The sequence below is a fragment of the Micromonospora arida genome, assembly GCF_003857035.1.
Lineage (GTDB): Bacteria > Actinomycetota > Actinomycetes > Mycobacteriales > Micromonosporaceae > Micromonospora > Micromonospora arida.
The window spans coordinates 85,932-105,196 of the sequence record NZ_QGSY01000230.1; the positions used below are offsets into that span (position 1 = coordinate 85,932).

Below are 19,265 nucleotides of genomic sequence, written 5' to 3' on the forward strand. Positions count from 1 at the left end.
CATGTCCGTCACGTCCGCCCCAACAGAGCAACTCCCCGGTACGCCCGCCACCCAGGGCAACCGGATCGGCGGGGGCCTGCTCGACCCCAAGCAGTTGATCCGGTCCCTGCCGGACGCGGTACGCAAGCTCAACCCCAGCACGCTGTGGCGCAACCCGGTGATGCTGATCGTGGAGGTGGGTGCGGCCTTCACCACCGTCCTGGCGGTGATCGACCCGTCGGTGTTCGCCTGGGCGATCACCATCTGGCTCTGGCTGACAGTGGTCTTCGCCAACCTGGCCGAGGCGGTCGCCGAGGGTCGGGGCAAGGCCCAGGCCGCGACCCTGCGGCAGGCGAAGAAGGACACCATCGCCACGCGGCTGATCGACTGGAAGCCGGGCGCGCGGGCCAACACCTACCGGGACGAGGCGGTGCCGGCGCCGGACCTGCGTCAGGGCGACGTCGTGCTCGTCGAGGCGGGCGGCATCATCCCCGGCGACGGCGACATCGTCGAGGGCATCGCCAGCGTCGACGAGTCGGCCATCACCGGCGAGTCGGCGCCGGTGATCCGGGAGTCCGGCGGCGACCGCAGCGCGGTCACCGGCGGCACCAAGGTGCTCTCCGACCAGATCATCGTGAAGATCACCCAGAAGCCGGGGGAGAGCTTCATCGACCGGATGATCGCCCTCGTCGAGGGGGCCAACCGGCAGAAGACGCCGAACGAGATCGCGCTGAACATCCTGCTCGCCGCGCTCACCGTCATCTTCCTGCTGGCCGTGGTCACCCTCCAGCCGCTGGCCATCTTCTCCAAGGCGTACCAGGCGGCTGCGCCGAACAGCGGGGCGATCACCGACTCCGGTGTCACCGGCGTGGTGCTGATCTCGCTGCTGGTCTGCCTGATCCCCACCACCATCGGCGCGCTGCTCTCCGCCATCGGCATCGCCGGCATGGACCGCCTCGTCCAGCGCAACGTCCTGGCCATGAGCGGCCGGGCCGTCGAGGCGGCCGGCGACGTCAACACCCTGCTGCTGGACAAGACCGGCACCATCACACTGGGCAACCGGCAGGCCGCCGAGTTCGTACCGGTCGAGGGGGTCGACCCCGCGGCGCTGGCCGACGCCGCGCAGCTGTCCAGCCTGGCCGACGAGACCCCGGAGGGGCGCTCGGTGGTCGTCCTGGCCAAGAACGAGTTCGGGCTGCGCGAGCGCGAGCCCGGCGTGATGCCGCACGCCACCTTCGTACCGTTCACCGCGCAGACCCGGATGAGCGGCGTCGACCTCACCCCCGACGCCAGCGTGGACGCCGGTGCGGTGGGCACGGCCCGCCGGGTCCGCAAGGGCGCCGCCGCCGCGGTGATGAAGTGGGTACGGGAGAACGGCGGCCACCCGACCGAGCAGGTCGGCGAGATCGTGGACGCGATCAGCGGCACCGGCGGCACCCCGCTGGTCGTCGCCGAGCACGTCGACGGTGCGCCCGCCCGAGCGTTGGGCGTCATCCACCTGAAGGATGTGGTCAAGTCCGGCATGCGGGAGCGGTTCGACGAGATGCGCCGGATGGGCATCCGAACCGTGATGATCACCGGCGACAACCCGCGTACCGCGAAGGCGATCGCCGACGAGGCCGGGGTGGACGACTTCCTGGCCGAGGCGACACCGGAGGACAAGCTCGCGCTGATCAAGCGGGAGCAGGAGGGTGGCCGGCTGGTCGCGATGACCGGTGACGGCACCAACGACGCGCCGGCGCTCGCACAGGCCGACGTCGGGGTGGCGATGAACACCGGCACGTCGGCCGCCAAGGAGGCCGGCAACATGGTCGACCTCGACTCCGACCCGACCAAGCTGATCGAGATCGTGGAGATCGGCAAGCAGTTGCTGATCACCAGGGGTGCGCTGACGACGTTCAGCATCTCCAACGACATCGCGAAGTACTTCGCGATCATCCCGGCCATGTTCGCCGGCCTCTACCCGAGCCTGGACGCACTGAACATCATGCGGCTGGCCAGCCCGGAGTCGGCGATCCTGTCCGCGGTCATCTTCAACGCCCTGGTGATCATCGCGCTGATCCCGCTCGCCCTGCGGGGCGTGCGGTACCGGCCGGCCGCCGCGTCGAAGCTGCTCAGCCGCAACCTGCTGGTCTACGGGCTGGGCGGCATCATCGTGCCGTTCATCGGGATCAAGCTCATCGACCTGCTCATCCAGTTCATCCCGGGGATTTCGTGATGCGTCTACCGACCTGGATCGCCCAACACCTCGCCGCGCTGCGCGCCGTACTCGTCTTCACCGTGCTGCTCGGCCTGGTCTACCCGCTGGCCCTGGTAGCGGTTGGTCAGCTGCCCGGCCTCAACCACAAGACCGACGGCTCGCTGATCACCGTGGGCGGCACCACCGTCGGCAGCGCCCTGATCGGCCAGTCGTTCACCGACGCGGACGGCAACCCCGTCGCCCGCTACTTCCAGTCTCGCCCGTCCGCCGCCGGCGACGGCTACGACCCGACGGCAACCTCGGCCAGCAACCTGGGCCCGGAGAGCGTGGTCGACACCATCGCCACCGACCCGGAGGAGTCCAGCGAGAGCCTGCTCACCCAGGTGTGCGGGCGCAGCAAGGCCGTCGGCGAGCTGAACGGCGTCGACGGCCGGCGCCCGTACTGCACCGACGACGGGGTGGGCGCCGTGCTCGCGGTGTTCCGCGCCGACGGTCTGACCGGCCCGGTCACCCGGGTGGTCAGCGTCAACCAGGCCGCCCCGGCCACGCCGTTCGTCACCGAGTACCAGGGCGTGACGGTGGAGCCGGCCCAGCCCGGCGAGGACTACGTGGCCGCCGGTGGGGTGGTCACCCCGATCCGGGGCGACGCGCCCGCCGACCCGGCGGTGCCCGCCGACGCGGTCACCGCCAGCGCCAGTGGCCTCGACCCGCAGATCAGCCCGGCGTACGCCGAGTTGCAGGTGAACCGGGTCGCGCGCGAGCGAGGCGCGGACCCAGCGGCGGTCCGCAAGCTGGTCGAGGAGCACACCGCAGGGCGGGCGCTCGGCTTCATGGGTGAGCCCGGCGTGAACGTGCTGGAACTCAACCTCGCCCTCGACAAGCAGTTCGCCGCGCGCTGAGCACCCTCGAAAGGCGGGGCCGTGCCGACCGGGCACGGCCCCGCCCGCCGATCTGACCAGGGAGGATGGACCCCGTGCCACGCGGAGAACTGCGCATCTATCTCGGGGCCGCCCCCGGCGTCGGCAAGACGTACGCCATGTTGGAGGAGGCCCAGCGGCGGGCCGCCCGCGGCACCGACGTGGTGATCGGCTTCGTGGAGACCCACGGTCGCCAGCACACCGCCGCGATGCTCGCCGACCTGGAGCAGGTGCCCCGCCGCACGATGGAGTACCGGGGCGTCGAGTTCACCGAGATGGACCTCGACGCGGTGCTGGCCCGCCGGCCGGAGATCGCGATCGTCGACGAGTTGGCGCACAGCAACGTGCCCGGTTCCCGGCACGACAAGCGCTGGCAGGACGTCCAGGAGCTGCTCGACGCGGGGATCGACGTCCTGTCCACGGTCAACGTGCAGCACCTGGAGTCGGTCAACGACGTCGTCGCGCAGATCACCGGCACCACCCAGCGGGAGACCCTGCCGGACGAGATCGTCCGCGCAGCCGAGCAGGTCGAGCTTGTCGACATGACCCCGGAGGCGCTGCGCCGGCGGATGGCGCACGGCAACATCTACCGACCCGACAAGATCGACGCCGCGTTGGGCAACTACTTCCGGGTCGGCAACCTCACCGCGCTGCGGGAGCTGGCGCTGCTCTGGCTCGCCGACAAGGTCGACGAGCAACTTGATCGGTACCGCAGCCAGCAGGGCATCGCCGCCACCTGGGAGGCCCGGGAACGGGTGGTGGTGGCGTTGACCGGCGGCCCGGAGGGCGAGACGCTGATTCGGCGCGCGGCCCGGGTCGCGGCCCGCAGCAAGGGCGCCGACCTGCTCGCCGTGCACGTGGCCCGCAGCGACGGCCTGGCCGGGGCGGACCCGGCCCAGTTGGCCCGGCAGCGGGTGCTGGTGGAGAGCCTGGGCGGCACGTACCACCAGGTGCTCGGCACCGACGTGCCGGCCGCGCTGCTGGACTTCGCCCAGGGCGTGAACGCCACCCAGCTGGTGCTCGGCGCCAGCCGGCGGGGTCGCCTCGCGCAGATCTTCGCCCGGGGCGTCGGGGTGACCACCACAGCGCTGTCCGGGTCGATCGACGTGCACCTGGTCACCCACAAGCAGGCCGGCAAGGGCCGTCGAGCCATGGCCGTGCCGGCGGCGCTGTCCCGGCGTCGACGGCTGCTCGGCTTCGGTCTGGCCGCGCTGGGGATGCCGCTGCTCACAGTGCTGCTGAGGACACTGCCCGACCTGACGCTGACCAACGACATCCTGCTGTTCCTCGCCGGGGTCGTCGGTGTCGCGCTGGTCGGTGGGGTGTGGCCGGCCCTGGTCGCCGCGCTCGGCGGCTCGCTGCTGCTCAACTGGTTCTTCACCCCGCCATACCGCACGTTGACCATCGCCGAGGCCGACAACCTGCTCGCCCTGGCCGTCTTCGTCGCCGTGGCGCTGGCGGTGAGCTGGGTCGTCGACGTGGCCGCCCGGCGCACCCGGGAGGCCGCCCGCGCCGCCGCCGACGCGCAGACCCTCGCCGCCCTCGCCGGTGGCGTGCTGCGCGGCGACCGCCCACTTCCCGCACTGCTGGAACAGCTCCGGGAGACCTTCGGGCTGCGTGCCGTGAGCGTCCTGGAGCTGGCCGAGGAGGCCAGCGGACGCCCCGAACGGGCCCGCGAGGAGCACGCCTGGTGCGTCGTGGCCAGCGTCGGCGAGAGCCCGCCCTGCACGCCCGAAGGCGGTGAGACGACGGTACCGGTCGACGACCGGATCACCGTCGTGCTCTGTGGCCGACGGCTGGAGGCCGCCGACCGCCGCATCGTCGAGGCGTTCGCCGCCCAGGCCGCCGTCGCGCTGCGCCAGGAACGGCTCGCCGAGGAGGCCGCCACCGCCCGGCCGCTGGCCGCCGCGGACCGGATGCGCACCGCACTGCTCGCCGCGGTCAGCCACGACCTGCGTACGCCGCTGGCGTCCGCGAAGGCAGCCGTGACCAGCCTGCGCAGCCACGACATCGAGTTCGACGAGTCCGACCGGGAGGAGCTGTTGGAGACCGCCGAGGAGTCGCTGGACCGCCTCGCCCGGCTGGTCGGCAACCTGCTGGACATGAGCCGGCTCCAGGCGGGCGTGCTGGGCATCTCGGCGACCGCGATCGGCCTGGAGGACGCCGTACCCCTGGCGCTTGACGAACTTGGCCCGGCGGCCGCGACGGTCGGCACGGACATCCCGGCCGACCTGCCGGCCGCCACCGCCGACCCGGGCCTGCTGGAACGGGTGCTGGTCAACATCGTCGCCAATGCGCTGCGGTACAGCCCGCCCGGTCAGCCGCCCACGATCACCGCGAGCGCCCACGCCGGTCAGGTCGAGCTGCGGGTGATCGACCGGGGGCCGGGCATCCCGGAGGACCAGTGGGAGCACGTCTTCCTGCCGTTCCAACGACTCGGGGACCGGGACAACCAGACCGGCGTCGGTCTCGGTCTTGCCCTGTCCCGGGGGTTGGCCGAGGCGATGGGTGGCAGCATCACCCCGGAGACCACCCCCGGCGGTGGGCTCACCATGGTGCTGCGGTTGCCGGCCGCGCCGACCAGCTCGGAGGGGCCGCAGGAATGACGCGCATCCTGGTCGTCGACGACGAACCGCAGATCCTGCGTGCCCTGCGCATCAACCTGCGCGCCCGCCGGTACGACGTGGACGTCGCCGGCACCGGGGCCGCCGCGTTGAAGGCCGCCGCCAGCCACCCGCCCGATTTGGTGGTGCTGGACCTCGGCCTGCCCGACATCGACGGCGTGGAGGTGATCCGGGGCCTGCGCGGGTGGACCACCGTGCCGATCATCGTGCTTTCCGGCCGGGCCGGCAGCGAGGACAAGGTCGCGGCGCTGGACGCGGGCGCGGACGACTACGTCACCAAGCCGTTCGGGGTGGAGGAGTTGCTGGCCCGCATCCGCGCGGTGACCCGCCGCCTCGGCGCGCCCAGCGAATCGGTGCCGGCCCTGCGGATCGGCCAGCACACCGTCGACCTGGCCGACCACAGCGTGCTGCGGGACGACGGCACCGAGGTCAAGCTGACCCCCATCCAGTGGAGCGTGCTGGAGAAGCTGCTGCGTCACCCCGGCAAGTTGGTCAGCCAACGTCAGCTCCTCCAGGACGTGTGGGGGCCGGAATACCAGAACGAGACCAACTACCTGCGGCAGTACCTGGCCCAGCTGCGGCGCAAGCTGGAGGACGACCCGGCCCGCCCTCGCCACCTCATCACCGAGCCGGGAATGGGTTACCGCTACCGGCCGTGACCCGTTGACACCCGCCGGCAGAGATTGAAGAATTTCTTTCGCAGCGGCAGCGGCGTGCTTCTGTAACCGTCCCCTTCACCGGTTACCCCTCGGGAGCCCGCCGTGTCCGTGCCCCTTCCCCTGTCCCGTCGTCGGCTGCTGGTCGCCAGCGGCGCCGGCCTCGTCCTGGCCGGTCTCACCGACCCGTTTCGGGCCGCCCCCGCCCGAGCCGCCGTCACCACCGCCGACCTGGTCGTCTACGGCGCCACCTCCGGCGGGCTGGCCGCCGCGATCACCATGCGCCGGCTCGGCCGCACCGCCGTGGTGGTGGAGCCCACCGGCCACGTCGGCGGGTTGAGCACCGCCGGGCTGGGCGCCACCGACACCGGCGTCCAGGCGTCCATCGGTGGGCTCGCCGCCGAGTTCTACCGCCGGGTGTACGTGAGGTACCACGGCGGAACCCTCACGCCGACCTCGCCGCTGCGGATGACCTTCGAACCACACGTGGCCACCGACGTCTTCGCCGAGATGCTGGCCGAGGCGGGCGTCCCGGTGGTCGTCGACGCCCGGCTGGCCGGCCTCGGCCGAACCGGGAACCGGATCACCGAGCTGCGCACCGAGGACGGGTCGATCTACCGGGGCGGGGTGTTCGTCGACGCCACCTACGAGGGCGATCTGCTGGCCATGGCCGGGGTGGGGTTCACCGTCGGGCGGGAGTCCAACGACACCTACGGCGAGACGATCAACGGGGTGCAGTCGCGCAACACCCACCAGTTCGCCTACCCCGTCGACCCGTACGTGACGGCCGGCTCGCCCGCCAGCGGGCTGCTACCGGGCATCTCCGCCACGCCCCTCGCCCCACAGGGCAGCGGCGACGACCGGATCCAGGCGTACTGCTTCCGGATGTGCCTGACCCAGGCGGCCAACCGGATCCCGTTCGGCAAGCCGTCCGGTTACGACCCGGTCCGGTACGAGCTGCTGCTGCGGCACATCCAGGCCGGCTACACCGGGCCGTACTTCACCACCCACTCGGTCGGCGGCGGGAAGACCGACTCCAACAACAACGGCGCCGTGTCGACCGACAACATCGGGTTCAACTACGCGTACCCGACGGCGAGCTGGGCGACGCGGGAGAGCATCATCGCCGAGCACCGCACCTACCAGCAGGGGCTGATGTGGTTCCTGGCCAACGACCCCCGACTGCCGGCGTCGGTCCGCGACTCGACGGCCCGGTGGGGGCTGCCGGTCGACGAGTTCACCGGCACGGGCGGCTGGCCACCGATGCTCTACATCCGCGAGGCACGGCGGATGATCTCCGCGTACGTGATGACCGAGGCCGACTGTCGGGGCCGGGTACGCGCCACCGACTCGGTGGGCCTGGCCAGCTACACGATGGACTCGCACAACTGTCAGCGGGTGGTCGTCGACGGCAAGGTGCGCAACGAGGGGGACGTGCAGATCGGCGTGCCGGCGCCGTACCCGGTGAGCTATCGCGCGATCGTGCCGCACCAGGCGCAGTGCGCCAACCTGCTGGTGCCGGTCTGCCTCTCGGCGAGTCACATCGCGTACGGCTCGATCCGGATGGAACCCGTCTTCATGATCCTCGGGCAGGCCGCAGCCACCGCGGCGTCCCTGGCGCTCGCCGGGAACCTCGCCGTGCAGGCCGTTTCCGTGCCCGCCCTCCAGACCCGGCTCCGCCAGGACGGCGCGGTGCTGGAGTGGGGCTCCACCAGCGAGGTGATCCTGGACAACGCGTCGACCAGCGGGATCACCCGGGCCGGGACGTGGTTGCGCAGCACCAGCAGCGGCGGCTACTACGGGCCGGACTACGAGCACGACGGCAACGTCGGCAAGGGGGTCAACCGGCTGCGGTTCCGCCCGACGCTGCCCACCGCCGGGTCGTGGACGGTGCAGCTGCGCTGGACCGCGCACTCCAACCGGGCGACGAACGTGCCGGTGGACATCGCGTACGCCGGTGGGCTGATCACCAGGACGGTGGACCAGCGACAGGCCGGCGGCCAGTGGGTGGCGCTGGGCACCTACCCCTTCACGGCGGGCAGCGACGGGAGCGTGCTGATCCGAACCGAGGACACCGACGGCTTCGTGGTCGCGGACGCGGTCCGCTTCGTCCGCGCCTGAGCGACACGCGGCGCCGGGTCGACCCGGTCGATCGGCGGTGCCACCAGCAGCGGGTCGACCTGGATCACGTCGATTCCGAGCGGGCGCAGCATGCCCCGCAGTGCGGACTCGCACAGCTCTTCCCAGGGCTGGTCCGCGCCCATCGCGGCGACCAGCAGCTCCGGTCGGGTGAAGGCGATACCCACCCGTTGCCCCTGCGGCGAACGGCCGGTCCGCACTGTCCGCACCAGCCGTCCCGGCAGGTCGCGCACCGGAACGGCGAAGATTATCGGGCCCTCGTCCATTGTCGGGTTGGTCCTTTCCACACGTGTCGCGAAGCGACAGTCATCGGCTGAATCGTTCGAGGTCGCGGGCGAAGCGGCGGATCGTCGCGGCGCGCGCCCAGGTCGGCGCGGGCACCGTGACGACGGGTACTGCCGCACGGGTCACGCAGTACCGGGTGACGTGGCCACGGGACCTGCCGAACCGACCGCGATCCGGGCTACCGACGACCAGCAGGTCGGATTCCCGGTGCGCGTGGTCGACAAGCACCTGCCCGGCGTATCCCTGGGTCGCCACCAGCCGCACCGTCACGTCCCGGGGCACGCCACCGAGCGCCGCGTCGAAGACGCCGCGCAGGTAGATCAGGGCCGCCCGGTCACACTCGTCCTGCCACCGCCAGGTCAGGGTGCCGGGTCGCCACGTCGGCGCGAAGACCCAGGCGCGGACGGCGTCCAGCTGCGCGCCGTCGCGGCGGGCCAGTTCCATCGCCCGGCGCAGCGCCTGCATCCCGGCGAACGAGCGGTCGACTCCCACCACGATCCGGTGGGCACCGGTGCGGCGGTTCATGCGGCGGACCCCACCCACGCCGGGGCGTCCTTCCCGGTACGCGGGTCGGCCGGCGTGGTCAGGTCGAGCGCGCGGAGGATGTAGTTGGCCTCCGCCACCTCCACCCCGGCGCGCAGGCGCAGGTCGGCCACGGCGCGGTGCAACACGGTGATGCTGTCGGCGGAGAGACGGACCACGGCATCGACGTCGGCGGCGATCCACCACGCGTCGACTGCGCACGGCTCGTGCCGCAGGTACTCCACCAGGTGGCTGCCGGGCGCGGACGGGCCGAGCCGGACGCTGACCAGCGCCTCGTGTCGCCGTACCGGTTCTTCCGCTCTGGTCGCGGGCTCGCCGGGGTCGCTGGCCGTGTCGGTGCCGGGTGGTGGTCCACCGCGTTCCCAGCGTGTCATCCGCCAAGGACTCATGGACCCATCGTCACCACCGAGCGACGGCGGAGCGCCAGTCGATACGCGGTTTCGACGGGCCACCGCCATTTCTTGACGCCGCGTTCACGCGGCTGCCCGCCGGATACCCAGATACGGCGAGTAACGTCCGAACGGACCAAGATCGGCGTACGAGGAGGCACGGTGCTGACGACAACGGTGGACATCCCGACCAGCGACGGAGTGGCGGACGCGAGCCTGACCCGACCGGACGGCGAGGGCCCGTTCCCGGCGGTACTGCTCTTCATGGACGCCTTCGGGCCGCGCCCCCGCCTGGTCGAGATGGCCGAGCGGATCGCCGCCCGGGGCTACCTGGTGCTGACGCCCCACCTGTTCTACCGGGGCGGCCGGGCACCGCTGTTCGACCTGGCCCGCCTCGGTGAGGCCGACCAGCGCGGCGCGCTCTTCGCGAAGATCGCACCGCTGGCCCAGGCGCTGACCCCCGAGGCGATCAGCCGGGACACCGCCGCGTACACCGACTTCCTGGCCGCCCGCGACGACGTCCGGCCGGGCCCGGTCGCCATCACCGGCTACTGCCTGGGCGGCACGAACGCGCTACGGGCCATCGAGGCGCACCCGGACCGCATCGCGGCCATCGCCAGCTTCCACGGCGGGCACCTCGTCACCGACGCGCCGGACAGCCCCCACCTGGGCGTTGCCTCGATCATCGGCGAGGTGTACTTCGGGCACGCCGACGCCGACCAGTCGGCGACGCCCGAGCAGATCGCCACGCTGGAGAAGGCGCTCGACGCCGCCGGGGTGCGTTACCGCTCCGAGGTGTACGCGGGCGCGCACCACGGCTTCACCATGGCCGACACCCCGATGTTCGACGAGCAGGCCACCGAGCGGCACTGGGCCGCCCTGTTCGACCTCCTGGACCGCACCCTGCCCGTCAGCTGACGAGCGCGCCGGCCTGGTCAGCGGCGCAGCAGCACCGGGCCGGCGTCGATGCGGGTGCGGAACAGCGCGTACGGCTTGCGCCGTAGGTCCTTGCCCCGCTGGTACTGCGGCTGCCGGTGCAGTTGGTTGGCGGTGACGTAGAGGTACCCGTCGGTGGCCACCGACATGGTGTCCGGCCAGAGCAGTCGCGGGTCGTGCACCAGCGTCTCGTACTCGCCGTCGGGCAGTCGACGCAGCACCGCGTTGTGCTCGTACGAGGTGAGGTAGAGCCGTCCGGCGTCGTCGCTCTCCAACCCGTCCGAGGCGGTGCCCCGGTCGCCCTCGTCGACCACTGAGGCGGCGACCGCCTCCTGGGTGACGCCCGGGTCGGCCAGCGCCTCGGTGGACACGCTGTGCAGGCGCCGGGACGCCAGCGGGCAGTAGTAGAGCCGATCGCCGTCGGCGGAGATGGCGATGCCGTCGGAGCCCATGCTCACCGGTTTCGGCGGGCCGTCGGCCGGCCGTTCGAGGAACGGCCGGCCCTCGACCACCGGCCGGAACGACGTCAGCGGCTCCGCCTTGGTGGACGGGTGGTCGTGCAGCCGCCGCCAGGAGGCCCCGCTGGCCAGGTCCACCACGATGATCCCGTTCGGCCCGGAGTCCGCCGAGTCGGTGATGTAGGCGACCCCCGCCTCGCCCCGCCGCAGGTCGAAGCGGACGTCGTTGAGGTACGTCGTCGGCAGCGCCACGTCCGCCGGGAAGGTGATCACCTGGGCGACGGTGTCGGTGTCCAGGTCGATCCGGACCAGCTTGGGGCCGCCCGGCTTGGTGGGCTGGAACATCGGGCTGCCGGTGTCCAGCACCCAGAGCCGGTCGGCCGGGTCCACCACGATGCTCTGTACCGAGACGAACGCGCCCGCGTCGTCGTCGCCGGACGGGTCGTTCCAGGCCTGGTCGGGGTAGGGCATCTCCCGGCCGTCGCGCAGCTCGACGACGGTGGCCGGCACCTCGTCGCCCCATTTCGGGAAGTTGACGAAGATCCGGCCCCGATGCGAGACGCTCACCCCGGTCGGCATCGGGCCGGTGAAGGTGTGCACGAGCTCCAGCTCGCCCATCGGCTCGTCGCCGACCGGCCCGTTCATGACGTCCGCCCCACGGTGCTCATCGGCTCGCTCCCTACCGGTCGGCTGTTACGGCGCTTCGGTGCGGTTGTTCCCGCCCGGGCGTCCGATATGCCTCCGATCAGCTCGTTGGCGCGCCGGCCCGCGCGGCGGGCAGGCCGGGCACCGGGACGTCCACCGCGAGCAGCGCGCCGTCCTGCGGGCCCGCCGAGTCCAGCCCCACCCGGGCGGTGCCGATGAAGAGTCGCCGCAGGTCGGGGCCGCCCAGGCAGATGCCGGCCGGCTGCTTGGCCGGCAGCCGGATCTCCCGGTCGAGGGTGCCGTCGGGCCGGTAGCGACGTACCGCCGAGCCGCCCCACAACGCGATCCAGAGGTGGCCGGCCGCGTCGAGCGTCATGCCGTCCGGGCCGCCGTCGGAGGGGGACAACCGCAGGAACGGCTCCCGCCCGCGCAGGTCACCGGTGGCGGGGTCGACGGTGAACCGGTCGATCTCGCCACGCGGGGTGTCGGCCAGGTACATGGTGGTGCCGGTCGCGTCGAACGCCGGCCCGTTCGGGATGGTCAGCCCGGTCACCGCGGGGACCGGCTCGGCGCCCGGGGTGAGGCGGAACAGCGTGCCCCCGCCGGGCACCATCGCGTACGTCATGCTGCCGGCCCAGAAGCGGCCGTGCGGGTCGGCGACCGCGTCGTTCATCCGGGTCGGCTCGGGCGCGTCGGCGACCAGCTCGGCGACCGGGCGAGGGTCGCCGGTGGCGGGCAGCACCGTGACGCCGGTCCCGGCGGCGGCCAGCCATTCGCCGGGTCGGTCGGCCACCGGGGCCACCGCGCCGAGCGGCACGTCGAGGCGGCGTAGCTCCCGCAGCGGGGTCGGGGCGTCGCCGTCGGTCTCCAACAGTCGCCCGGCCAGCAGGTCGACGAGGACCAGCCGGTCGTCGACCCAGCGCAGGCCCTCACCCAACTCCAGCCGGTCGGTGCTCCAGACGGTCGGCTCGGTCAGCTCCATGGTGCTCCTCCAATGGGTCGTCAGCGGACCGTACCGCCGGGGCCGTGGTCGAGCAGCGCCAGCTCGGCCCGGTCGGGCAGGCCCTCCCAGTCGCCCCGGGTGGCGACCGCGAACGCGCCGGTGGTGACGGCCCGGTCCAGTCGGGCCGATGCGTCGACGCCGTCGAGCCAGCCGGAGAGCAGCCCGGCGACGAAGGCGTCGCCCGCGCCGACGGTGTCCACCACCGGCACCGTCCGGGCTGGACGGTGGATGGTGCCGGTCGCACTGTGGCTGGTCGCTCCATCGGCACCGTGCTTGACCACGACCTCGGTGACGCCGGCCGAGAGTAGCGCCGAGGCCGGGTCGGTCGCATCGGTGAGCACCGCCAACTCGTCGTCGGAGGCGATCACCAGGTCGATCGAGGGCAGCAGCGGGCGTAGCGCGGCGGCGGCCTCGGCGACCGACCAGAGCCGGTTGCGGTGGTTGACGTCCAGGCAGATCGTGCTGCCGGCGACGCGGGCGCGCCGCACGCCCTCCACCACCGCCTGGTACGGCCCGACGCCGAGCGCGCAGGTGATGCCGGTGACGTGCAGCAGCCGGGGTGGCGGACCGGGCGCGTCGAAGGCCCCTGTCACGTCGGCCGGGCCCAGCCGGGAGCCGGCCGAGCCAGCGCGGTGGTAGGTGACCCGGTTGATGTCGGCGACCCGGTTCTCGAAGACGATCAGCCCGGTCGGGGCGGTCGCGTCGACCCGGGACCAGGTCAGGTCGACACCCTCGGCGCGCAGCGTACGGCGAACCAGCTCGCCGGGCTCGTCGTCGCCGGTGACACCGACCCAGGCCGCCCGGTGGCCGAGCCGGGCCATGCCGATCGCCACGTTCGACTCGGACCCGGCCACGGAGATACCTGCGGTACCGCCCAGTCGCAGTGGGCCGGTGATGCGGAACGCCGCCATCGTCTCACCGAGCGTGAGCAGGTCGGTCATCGCCGGACCGCCGCGAGGAAGGCGGCGGATCGCTCGCGCAGCGCCGCCGTGTCGCCGCCACGGACGGCGTCACCGAGCAGAGGGGAACCGACGCCGACCGCTGTCGCGCCCCGGTCGAGGTAGCGTCGAGCACCGTCCGCGTCGACACCACCGACCGGTACGAACGCGGTACCGGGGAACGGGTCGCGCAGCGCGCCGAGGTAGTCGGGCCCGCCGAGCGACGCCGGGAAGAGCTTGATCGCGGTGGCCCCGCCATCGTTGGCCCGCACCACCTCGGTGGGGGTGAGGGCGCCGGCGAGCACCGGCAGCCCGAGCCGGCCGCCCTCGGCGAGGCTCGCCGCGATGGCCGGGGTGACCAGGAAACCGGCGCCCGCGTCGGCCGCCGCGCGGGCGTCCTCGACGCTGAGCACGGTGCCGGCGCCCAGGGCGAAGTCGGGTCCGAGGGCGGCCCGGGCGCGGCGGATGACGCCGAGCGCGTCGGCGCTGGTCATCGAGACCTCGACCAGTGCGACGCCACTCTCGGCCAGTGTGAGTACGGCGGTCAGGGCGGCGGCCGGGTCCGGACCGCGCACGATGGCCAACAGCCGGTGGGTACGCAGCTCGTCGAGCAGGTTCATCACGGTGTCCTCAGTGGTTGCGGTGGGCGGAGATGGTGAGTCGCCAGGTGACCTCTCCGGTGGGCGGGACGACCGCCGCGTCGGAGGGGCCGGCGTCGGCCAGGTCGAAGGCAGCGCCGAGCATCGGTTCGATCCCGATGCTGCGGTAGGGGCCGTCCGCCGGCCAGCCGCCCAGGTTGCGCCAGAGCGCGGTGCTCCGGGGCTGGCCGGCGCACTCCAGCTCCAGAGTCAGCCGGTCGGGGCCGTCGATCACCTGCACCCGGGCGCAGTCGAGCAGCACCGCGCCGAGCGCGGTCCCGTCGTCCGGCCCGAACATGTCCAGGGTCAGCCCGGCCGGGGCCGGCCACGGCCCGGTCAACCACGGGTCGCCGATGGGCCAGCTGCCCGGTGGCAGGAGCGCGGCGGCTTCCGGGTGCAGCCGGGTCGGGGTGCCGGTGGGCGCGTCGAGGCGCGCGGCGGTGGAGAGGTCGAGCAGGGCGTGCGCGGCCCAGACGAACCGGTACCCGGGGTCGGCGGCCAACAGGTAGTCGGCCACCACCACGCCGCCGGAGTCGGTGATCCGCCGGCTCAGCGTGAACGTCGGCCGCTCGATGACAGCGGTGCCGGGGCCGCCGCTGCGCCACTGCCGCGACCACACCTCGCCGTGGTCGGGCTCGCCGCGCACTGTGGGCAGGCACTCCTCCAGCCCACCGGCGTCGACGAACGCGTCGTCGGGGCATACCTCGTGCCGGCCGGGTGCAGGGCCACGCCAGAGCCACTCCCGGCCGCCACCGCGCAGACTCGTCCACCGACCGCCGTGCGCCGCGTCGTACGCCACCCGCAGGGCCACCGGCCGCGCGCCGGTCACCACTCGGCGAAGGACCCGTCGGCGTGCTGCCAGACCGGGTTGCGCCAGGCGTGTGGGGTCTGGGCGGCCTTGCGGACCGCCACCTCGTCGACAGTGATGCCCAGGCCGGGCCGGTCGAGGCGGGCGATGTGCCCGTCCACGAATCGGAACGGCTCCGGGTCGACCAGGTAGTCCAGCAACTCCGAGCCGGCGTTGTAGTGGATGCCGATGCTCTGCTCCTGGATCAGGAAGTTCGGCGTCGCGAAGGCCACCTGGAGGCTGGCCGCCAGGGAGATCGGGCCGAGCGGGCAGTGCGGGGCGAGCAGCGCGCCGTACGTCTCGGCCAGCGCGGCGATCCGGCGGACCTCGGAGATCCCACCGGCGTGCGACAGGTCCGGTTGGACCACGGCGACCCCGGCCTGCAACGGGCCGAGGAACTCGGACCGACCGTAGAGCCGTTCGCCGGTGGCCACCGGGATCGACGTGCTGGCGACGATGTCGCGCAGGTGGTGAGCCTGATCGGGCAGGACCGGCTCCTCCACGAAGAACGGGCGCAGGGCGGCCAGCTCGGGCAGGATCCGGCGGACGGCGGCCATTCCGGCGCGACCGTGGAAGTCCACGGCGATGTCCCGGTCGGGGCCGAGCACCTCGCGGGCGGCGGCCACCCGGCCGATGACCGCGTCCACTTCGGCCGGGGTGGGGATCGGCGAGAGCCGCCCGCAGGCGTTCATCTTGACCCCGGTGAGGCCGGCGGCGACCTGCGCGGCGGCGGCGTCGGCCACCTCGCCGGGTTCGTCACCGCCGATCCACGAGTAGATCCGCACCCGGTCGCGTACGTGCCCGCCGAGCAGCGCGTGCACCGGCGCGCCGTACGCCTGCCCGGCGATGTCCCAGAGCGCCTGGTCGAGACCGGCGACCGCGCTGGAGAGGATCGGGCCGCCCCGGTAGAAGCCGCCCTTGGTGAGCACCTGCCAGTGCTGCTCGATGCGCAGGGGGTCCGCACCGATCAGATGTTCGGAGAGCACCTCGACCGCGCTGCGCACCACCTCGGCGCGGCCCTCGACCACCGGCTCACCCCACCCGACCAACCCGTCGTCGGTCTCCACCCGGCAGAACAACCACCGTGGCGCGACCAGGAAGGTCTCGATCCGCTCGATCTTCACTGACTGCCCCTTCGTCCCCGTGCCTTCTCGACGTCGCGGACGGCCTTGTCCAGCAACTGACGCATCGCGGTCTCGGCCGCCGTCTCGTCCCGGTCGCGCAGTGCGTCGACCACCGCGCGGTGGCTGGGCACCGGGTCGTCGTGCGGGCTGCCACCGTGCACCAGCCGGTCCCGTTCGGCGAGCCCGGTCTCCATCACCACCTCCATCCGCTCCAGCAGTTCGTTGTGGGTGGCGGTGAGCAGCGCTCGGTGGAAGGCGAGGTCGGCGGCGATGGCGGCGGCGGGATCGCCGTTGGCCTGGGCCATTTCGGCCAGCGCCTGGTCGAGGGCGGTCAGGTCGTCCTCGGTGGCGCGGGTGGCGGCCAGCCGTGCGGCGGCCGGTTCGATGATGGCGCGCACCTCGTGCAGTTGGTCGAGCAACCGCTGGTCGGTGCCCTCGGCGAACTGCCAGCGGATCACGTCACCGTCGAGCAGGTTCCAGTCCGCACGGGGTCGGACGAAGGTGCCGCGCTTCTGTCGGGCGTCGACGATGCCCTTGGCCGAGAGGACCTTCAGCGCCTCGCGGAGCGCCGTGAGGCTGACGTCGAACTCCTCCTGCAACGCGACGATGTTCAGGGTCGCGCCGGCGGCGATCTCGCCGGTGAGGATGCGACGGGCGATCGCTTCGACGGTCTGCCCGTGGACGCCGCGGCGTGCGTACTGTGCCAATGCTCCTGGCCTTTTCGCTGGTCGGTATCGATCTCTCAGGCCGAGGCTTTCACCGCTGTCCAGCCACCGTCCACCACGAGGCTCGCGCCGGTGACGTAGGCGGCGTCCGGCGAGGCGAGGAAGGCGACCGTGGCGGCCACCTCGTCCGGTGTGCCGAAGCGCTTCGCGACGGTCTCCGCGATGCTGCGACGGCGGTCCTCTTCGGACACGTCTGCCCAGGCGGCGGTGAGGATCGGCCCGGGCAGCACGGTGTTGACCCGCACCTGCGGGCCGTACTCGACGGCGAGTTGGCGGCCGAGCGCGACCAGGCCGCCCTTGGCCGCGGCGTACGCGGGCCGGCCGGGCAACCCGACCAGCGCGTGCACCGAGGAGATCAGCACCACCGCGCCCGAGCGTGCCCGCAGGTCGTCCAGGCAGGCGCGGACGCCGAGGAACGAGCCGGTGAGGCTGACGCCGAGCTGGTGGTCCCAGGACTGCCGGCTGGTCTCGTGCGCCGGGGCGACCCGCACGGCGTACGCGGTGCTGACCAGGATGTCGACCGGGCCGAGGCGGTCCCGTACGGCGCTCACGGCGGCCGTCCAGTCGGCCTCGTCGCTGACATCGCCCACTACGGACAGTGCGCGGTCGCCCCGCGCGGTCAGTTCCTCGGCCAGTGGGGCCGGGTCGGCCACGTCGAGCAGCGCGACCGCTGCCCCCTCGGCGGCGAGTCGCCGGGCGATGGCCGCGCCGATCCCACCCATCGCACCGGTGACCAGCGCGTTCTTGCCCTCAAGCCGACGCATAGGCTGATCCACCTGACCCTCGCCTTGGACTCGTCTAATCATTAATTACGAAGATATCTTGACAGCCGGCGACGGCCGATGCAACCTTCTCGTCACAGCATTCACATGGACGACACATCGCGTGGTGACGCTGAGTGTCGTAAAGGAAGGGATACCTCCGTGAGCGACTTCGACCCCGGTCGCCGGCGATTCCTTGGCCACCTTGGGCTCGCCGGACTGGGCGCGCTCGGCGCCAGCTCGTTCCTCAGCGCGTGCGCCAGCTCCGCCAGCGGGCCGACCACGAGCAACGGCTCGGGCGCGGTCACCATCCAGTCCAACCTCTCCTCGCCGCAGGCCAAGGCGGCGATGGAGAAGCTGATCGAGACCTTCAACGCGCAGGGCAAGGGCACGGCGAGCCTCAACACGATCGCCTCGGAGACCTTCCGGACCCAGCTGCCGACCTACCTGACCTCGGCCAACCCGCCGGACCTCTACACCTGGTACGCGGGCTCGGTCGCCAACGACTACGCCAGCAAGAACCTGCTGCTGGACGTCTCCGAGGTGTGGAAGTCACTGGACGACTACCCCCAGTCGCTGCGCACCCTCTCCACCGACGCCAGCGGCAAGCAGATCTTCGTGCCGATGAACAACTACTGGTGGGGCTTCTTCTACCGCAAGTCCAACTTCGCCAAGTGGGGCGTGCAGGAGCCGAAGACGTGGACCGAGTTCCTGGCGCTCTGCGAGACGCTGAAGAGCAAGGGCGTCCCGCCGATCGGCATCGGCCTCGGCGACACCCCGTGGGTGGCCTCGGCCTGGTTCGACTACCTGAACATCCGGATCAACGGCGCGCCGTTCCACCGCGAGCTGCTCGCCGGCAAGCAGCGCTTCGACGACCCGAAGGTCAAGGCGGTCTTCACCCGCTGGCGCGAGGCCCTGCCCTATTTCGACCCCAAGGGCAAGGCGTACCCGTTCCAGGAGGCGACCACCGCGCTGCTGGCCGGCAAGACCGGCATGTTCCTGATCGGCACCTTCTTCGCCGACGCCGCGCCCAAGGACGCGCTCGGCGACCTGGACTTCTTCCGGTTCCCGATCATCGACCCGGCGGTGCCGCTGGCCGAGGAGGCGCCGACCGACGGCTTCTTCGCCAGCGCGAAGACCGCCAACCCGACCGGCACCAAGGCCCTGCTCAGCTACCTGGCCGGGGTCGAGGCCCAGGAGGCGTACGTCAAGGCCAGCTCCGGCATCGTGCTGCCGGCCAACCCCAGGGCCAAGGCGTCGGACTCGCCGCTGGTGGTCAAGGGCAAGGCGATGCTGAACGAGGCCAAGGAGCTGACCCAGTTCTTCAACCGCGACTCCAGTGACGCGCTTCAGCCGACCGCGGACACCGCGCTGACCAAGTTCATCGACAAGCCGGACCAGATCGACGCGATCCTGCGGGAGTGGCAGGCCGGCGCCGAGAAGGTCTTCAAGGGCTGA

At 72.3% G+C, this 19,265-nt stretch carries 18 protein-coding genes; 7 read left to right on the plus strand and 11 right to left on the minus strand.

What is annotated here, in order from left to right; all coding sequences use genetic code 11:
• Position 1 precedes the first annotated feature (1 nt).
• From kdpB to DLJ58_RS23220, 5 genes are all read left to right on the plus strand, one after another.
• Positions 2-2,197: a potassium-transporting ATPase subunit KdpB gene (gene kdpB / locus DLJ58_RS23200; RefSeq protein ID WP_124859216.1), complete on the plus strand. Its 2,196-nt coding sequence runs from the start codon at positions 2-4 to the stop codon at positions 2,195-2,197.
• The gene (locus tag DLJ58_RS23205; protein WP_124859218.1) at positions 2,197-3,078 is read left to right on the plus strand and encodes a potassium-transporting ATPase subunit C; all 882 of its coding nucleotides are present in this window, start codon (positions 2,197-2,199) and stop codon (positions 3,076-3,078) included. Before kdpB ends, DLJ58_RS23205 begins: the two co-directional genes overlap by 1 nt.
• 74 nt (positions 3,079-3,152) lie before the next feature.
• The gene (locus tag DLJ58_RS23210) at positions 3,153-5,702 is read left to right on the plus strand and encodes a sensor histidine kinase (RefSeq protein WP_124859220.1); all 2,550 of its coding nucleotides are present in this window, start codon (positions 3,153-3,155) and stop codon (positions 5,700-5,702) included.
• On the plus strand, positions 5,699-6,379 hold the full coding sequence (locus tag DLJ58_RS23215) for a response regulator (protein ID WP_124859222.1): 681 nt from the start codon (positions 5,699-5,701) through the stop codon (positions 6,377-6,379). Before DLJ58_RS23210 ends, DLJ58_RS23215 begins: the two co-directional genes overlap by 4 nt.
• A 102-nt stretch (positions 6,380-6,481) precedes the next feature.
• Positions 6,482-8,497 (plus strand): FAD-dependent oxidoreductase, encoded by a 2,016-nt coding sequence (locus tag DLJ58_RS23220; protein ID WP_244219090.1) that lies wholly within the window; start codon positions 6,482-6,484, stop codon positions 8,495-8,497.
• Here the strand turns inward: DLJ58_RS23220 and DLJ58_RS34300 are convergent.
• The 3 genes from DLJ58_RS34300 to DLJ58_RS23235 are packed head-to-tail and all read right to left on the minus strand — an operon-like array spanning position 8,398 to position 9,732.
• Positions 8,398-8,781, minus strand: a complete 384-nt coding sequence (locus tag DLJ58_RS34300; RefSeq protein ID WP_208741282.1) for an SAV_915 family protein — start codon at positions 8,779-8,781, stop codon at positions 8,398-8,400. The two genes, DLJ58_RS23220 and DLJ58_RS34300, sit on opposite strands and share 100 nt — an antisense overlap.
• A gap of 40 nt (positions 8,782-8,821) precedes the next feature.
• Positions 8,822-9,325 (minus strand): universal stress protein, encoded by a 504-nt coding sequence (locus tag DLJ58_RS23230; RefSeq protein WP_124859224.1) that lies wholly within the window; start codon positions 9,323-9,325, stop codon positions 8,822-8,824.
• Positions 9,322-9,732, minus strand: a complete 411-nt coding sequence (locus tag DLJ58_RS23235) for a hypothetical protein (protein WP_124859226.1) — start codon at positions 9,730-9,732, stop codon at positions 9,322-9,324. Before DLJ58_RS23235 ends, DLJ58_RS23230 begins: the two co-directional genes overlap by 4 nt.
• A 162-nt stretch (positions 9,733-9,894) precedes the next feature.
• Here DLJ58_RS23235 and DLJ58_RS23240 point away from each other — a divergent pair, with 162 nt between their 5' ends.
• A complete protein-coding gene (locus DLJ58_RS23240) occupies positions 9,895-10,650 on the plus strand; it encodes a dienelactone hydrolase family protein (RefSeq protein ID WP_124859228.1) in 756 nt (251 codons plus the stop codon).
• 17 nt (positions 10,651-10,667) lie between these two features.
• Here DLJ58_RS23240 and DLJ58_RS23245 read toward each other — a convergent pair whose 3' ends face one another.
• The 8 genes from DLJ58_RS23245 to DLJ58_RS23280 all read right to left on the minus strand — a co-directional run bounded on the left by DLJ58_RS23245 (position 10,668) and on the right by DLJ58_RS23280 (position 17,810).
• Entirely contained in the window at positions 10,668-11,771 is a 1,104-nt protein-coding gene (locus DLJ58_RS23245) for an L-dopachrome tautomerase-related protein (RefSeq protein WP_124859230.1), read from the minus strand.
• 100 nt (positions 11,772-11,871) lie between these two features.
• Positions 11,872-12,753, minus strand: a complete 882-nt coding sequence (locus tag DLJ58_RS23250) for an SMP-30/gluconolactonase/LRE family protein (protein WP_124859232.1) — start codon at positions 12,751-12,753, stop codon at positions 11,872-11,874.
• Positions 12,754-12,773: 20 nt separating this feature from the next.
• Positions 12,774-13,715: a sugar kinase gene (locus DLJ58_RS23255; protein WP_124859234.1), complete on the minus strand. Its 942-nt coding sequence runs from the start codon at positions 13,713-13,715 to the stop codon at positions 12,774-12,776.
• The gene (locus DLJ58_RS23260; RefSeq protein ID WP_124859236.1) at positions 13,712-14,332 is read right to left on the minus strand and encodes a bifunctional 4-hydroxy-2-oxoglutarate aldolase/2-dehydro-3-deoxy-phosphogluconate aldolase; all 621 of its coding nucleotides are present in this window, start codon (positions 14,330-14,332) and stop codon (positions 13,712-13,714) included. Before DLJ58_RS23260 ends, DLJ58_RS23255 begins: the two co-directional genes overlap by 4 nt.
• Before the next feature lie 10 nt (positions 14,333-14,342).
• Positions 14,343-15,182 carry a hypothetical protein gene (locus tag DLJ58_RS23265; RefSeq protein WP_124859238.1) on the minus strand — a complete coding sequence of 280 codons (840 nt, stop codon included), beginning with the start codon at positions 15,180-15,182 and terminating at the stop codon, positions 14,343-14,345.
• Positions 15,176-16,321: a galactonate dehydratase gene (gene dgoD, locus DLJ58_RS23270; protein ID WP_124859240.1), complete on the minus strand. Its 1,146-nt coding sequence runs from the start codon at positions 16,319-16,321 to the stop codon at positions 15,176-15,178. The genes DLJ58_RS23265 and dgoD overlap by 7 nt, the downstream gene beginning before the upstream one ends.
• Positions 16,318-17,028 (minus strand): FadR/GntR family transcriptional regulator, encoded by a 711-nt coding sequence (locus DLJ58_RS23275; protein WP_124859242.1) that lies wholly within the window; start codon positions 17,026-17,028, stop codon positions 16,318-16,320. The genes dgoD and DLJ58_RS23275 overlap by 4 nt, the downstream gene beginning before the upstream one ends.
• A 35-nt stretch (positions 17,029-17,063) precedes the next feature.
• A complete protein-coding gene (locus DLJ58_RS23280; protein ID WP_124859244.1) occupies positions 17,064-17,810 on the minus strand; it encodes an SDR family NAD(P)-dependent oxidoreductase in 747 nt (248 codons plus the stop codon).
• A 159-nt stretch (positions 17,811-17,969) separates the two neighbouring features.
• Between DLJ58_RS23280 and DLJ58_RS23285 the strand changes: the two genes are divergently transcribed.
• Positions 17,970-19,265 carry an ABC transporter substrate-binding protein gene (locus DLJ58_RS23285; RefSeq protein ID WP_124859246.1) on the plus strand — a complete coding sequence of 432 codons (1,296 nt, stop codon included), beginning with the start codon at positions 17,970-17,972 and terminating at the stop codon, positions 19,263-19,265.

What these genes read in the sequence shown, in the direction of transcription:
- DLJ58_RS23245 (WP_124859230.1), bottom strand. Translation starts at nt 11,771, where the DNA reads ATGAACGGGCCGGTCGGCGACGAGCCGATGGGCGAGCTGGAGCTCGTG.
- DLJ58_RS34300 (WP_208741282.1), bottom strand. Translation starts at nt 8,781, where the DNA reads ATGGACGAGGGCCCGATAATCTTCGCCGTTCCGGTGCGCGACCTGCCG.
- DLJ58_RS23215 (WP_124859222.1), top strand. Translation starts at nt 5,699, where the DNA reads ATGACGCGCATCCTGGTCGTCGACGACGAACCGCAGATCCTGCGTGCC.
- kdpB (WP_124859216.1), top strand. Translation starts at nt 2, where the DNA reads ATGTCCGTCACGTCCGCCCCAACAGAGCAACTCCCCGGTACGCCCGCC.
- DLJ58_RS23255 (WP_124859234.1), bottom strand. Translation starts at nt 13,715, where the DNA reads ATGACCGACCTGCTCACGCTCGGTGAGACGATGGCGGCGTTCCGCATC.
- DLJ58_RS23280 (WP_124859244.1), bottom strand. Translation starts at nt 17,810, where the DNA reads ATGCGTCGGCTTGAGGGCAAGAACGCGCTGGTCACCGGTGCGATGGGT.
- DLJ58_RS23230 (WP_124859224.1), bottom strand. Translation starts at nt 9,325, where the DNA reads ATGAACCGCCGCACCGGTGCCCACCGGATCGTGGTGGGAGTCGACCGC.
- DLJ58_RS23235 (WP_124859226.1), bottom strand. Translation starts at nt 9,732, where the DNA reads ATGAGTCCTTGGCGGATGACACGCTGGGAACGCGGTGGACCACCACCC.
- DLJ58_RS23205 (WP_124859218.1), top strand. Translation starts at nt 2,197, where the DNA reads ATGCGTCTACCGACCTGGATCGCCCAACACCTCGCCGCGCTGCGCGCC.
- DLJ58_RS23250 (WP_124859232.1), bottom strand. Translation starts at nt 12,753, where the DNA reads ATGGAGCTGACCGAGCCGACCGTCTGGAGCACCGACCGGCTGGAGTTG.
- DLJ58_RS23260 (WP_124859236.1), bottom strand. Translation starts at nt 14,332, where the DNA reads ATGAACCTGCTCGACGAGCTGCGTACCCACCGGCTGTTGGCCATCGTG.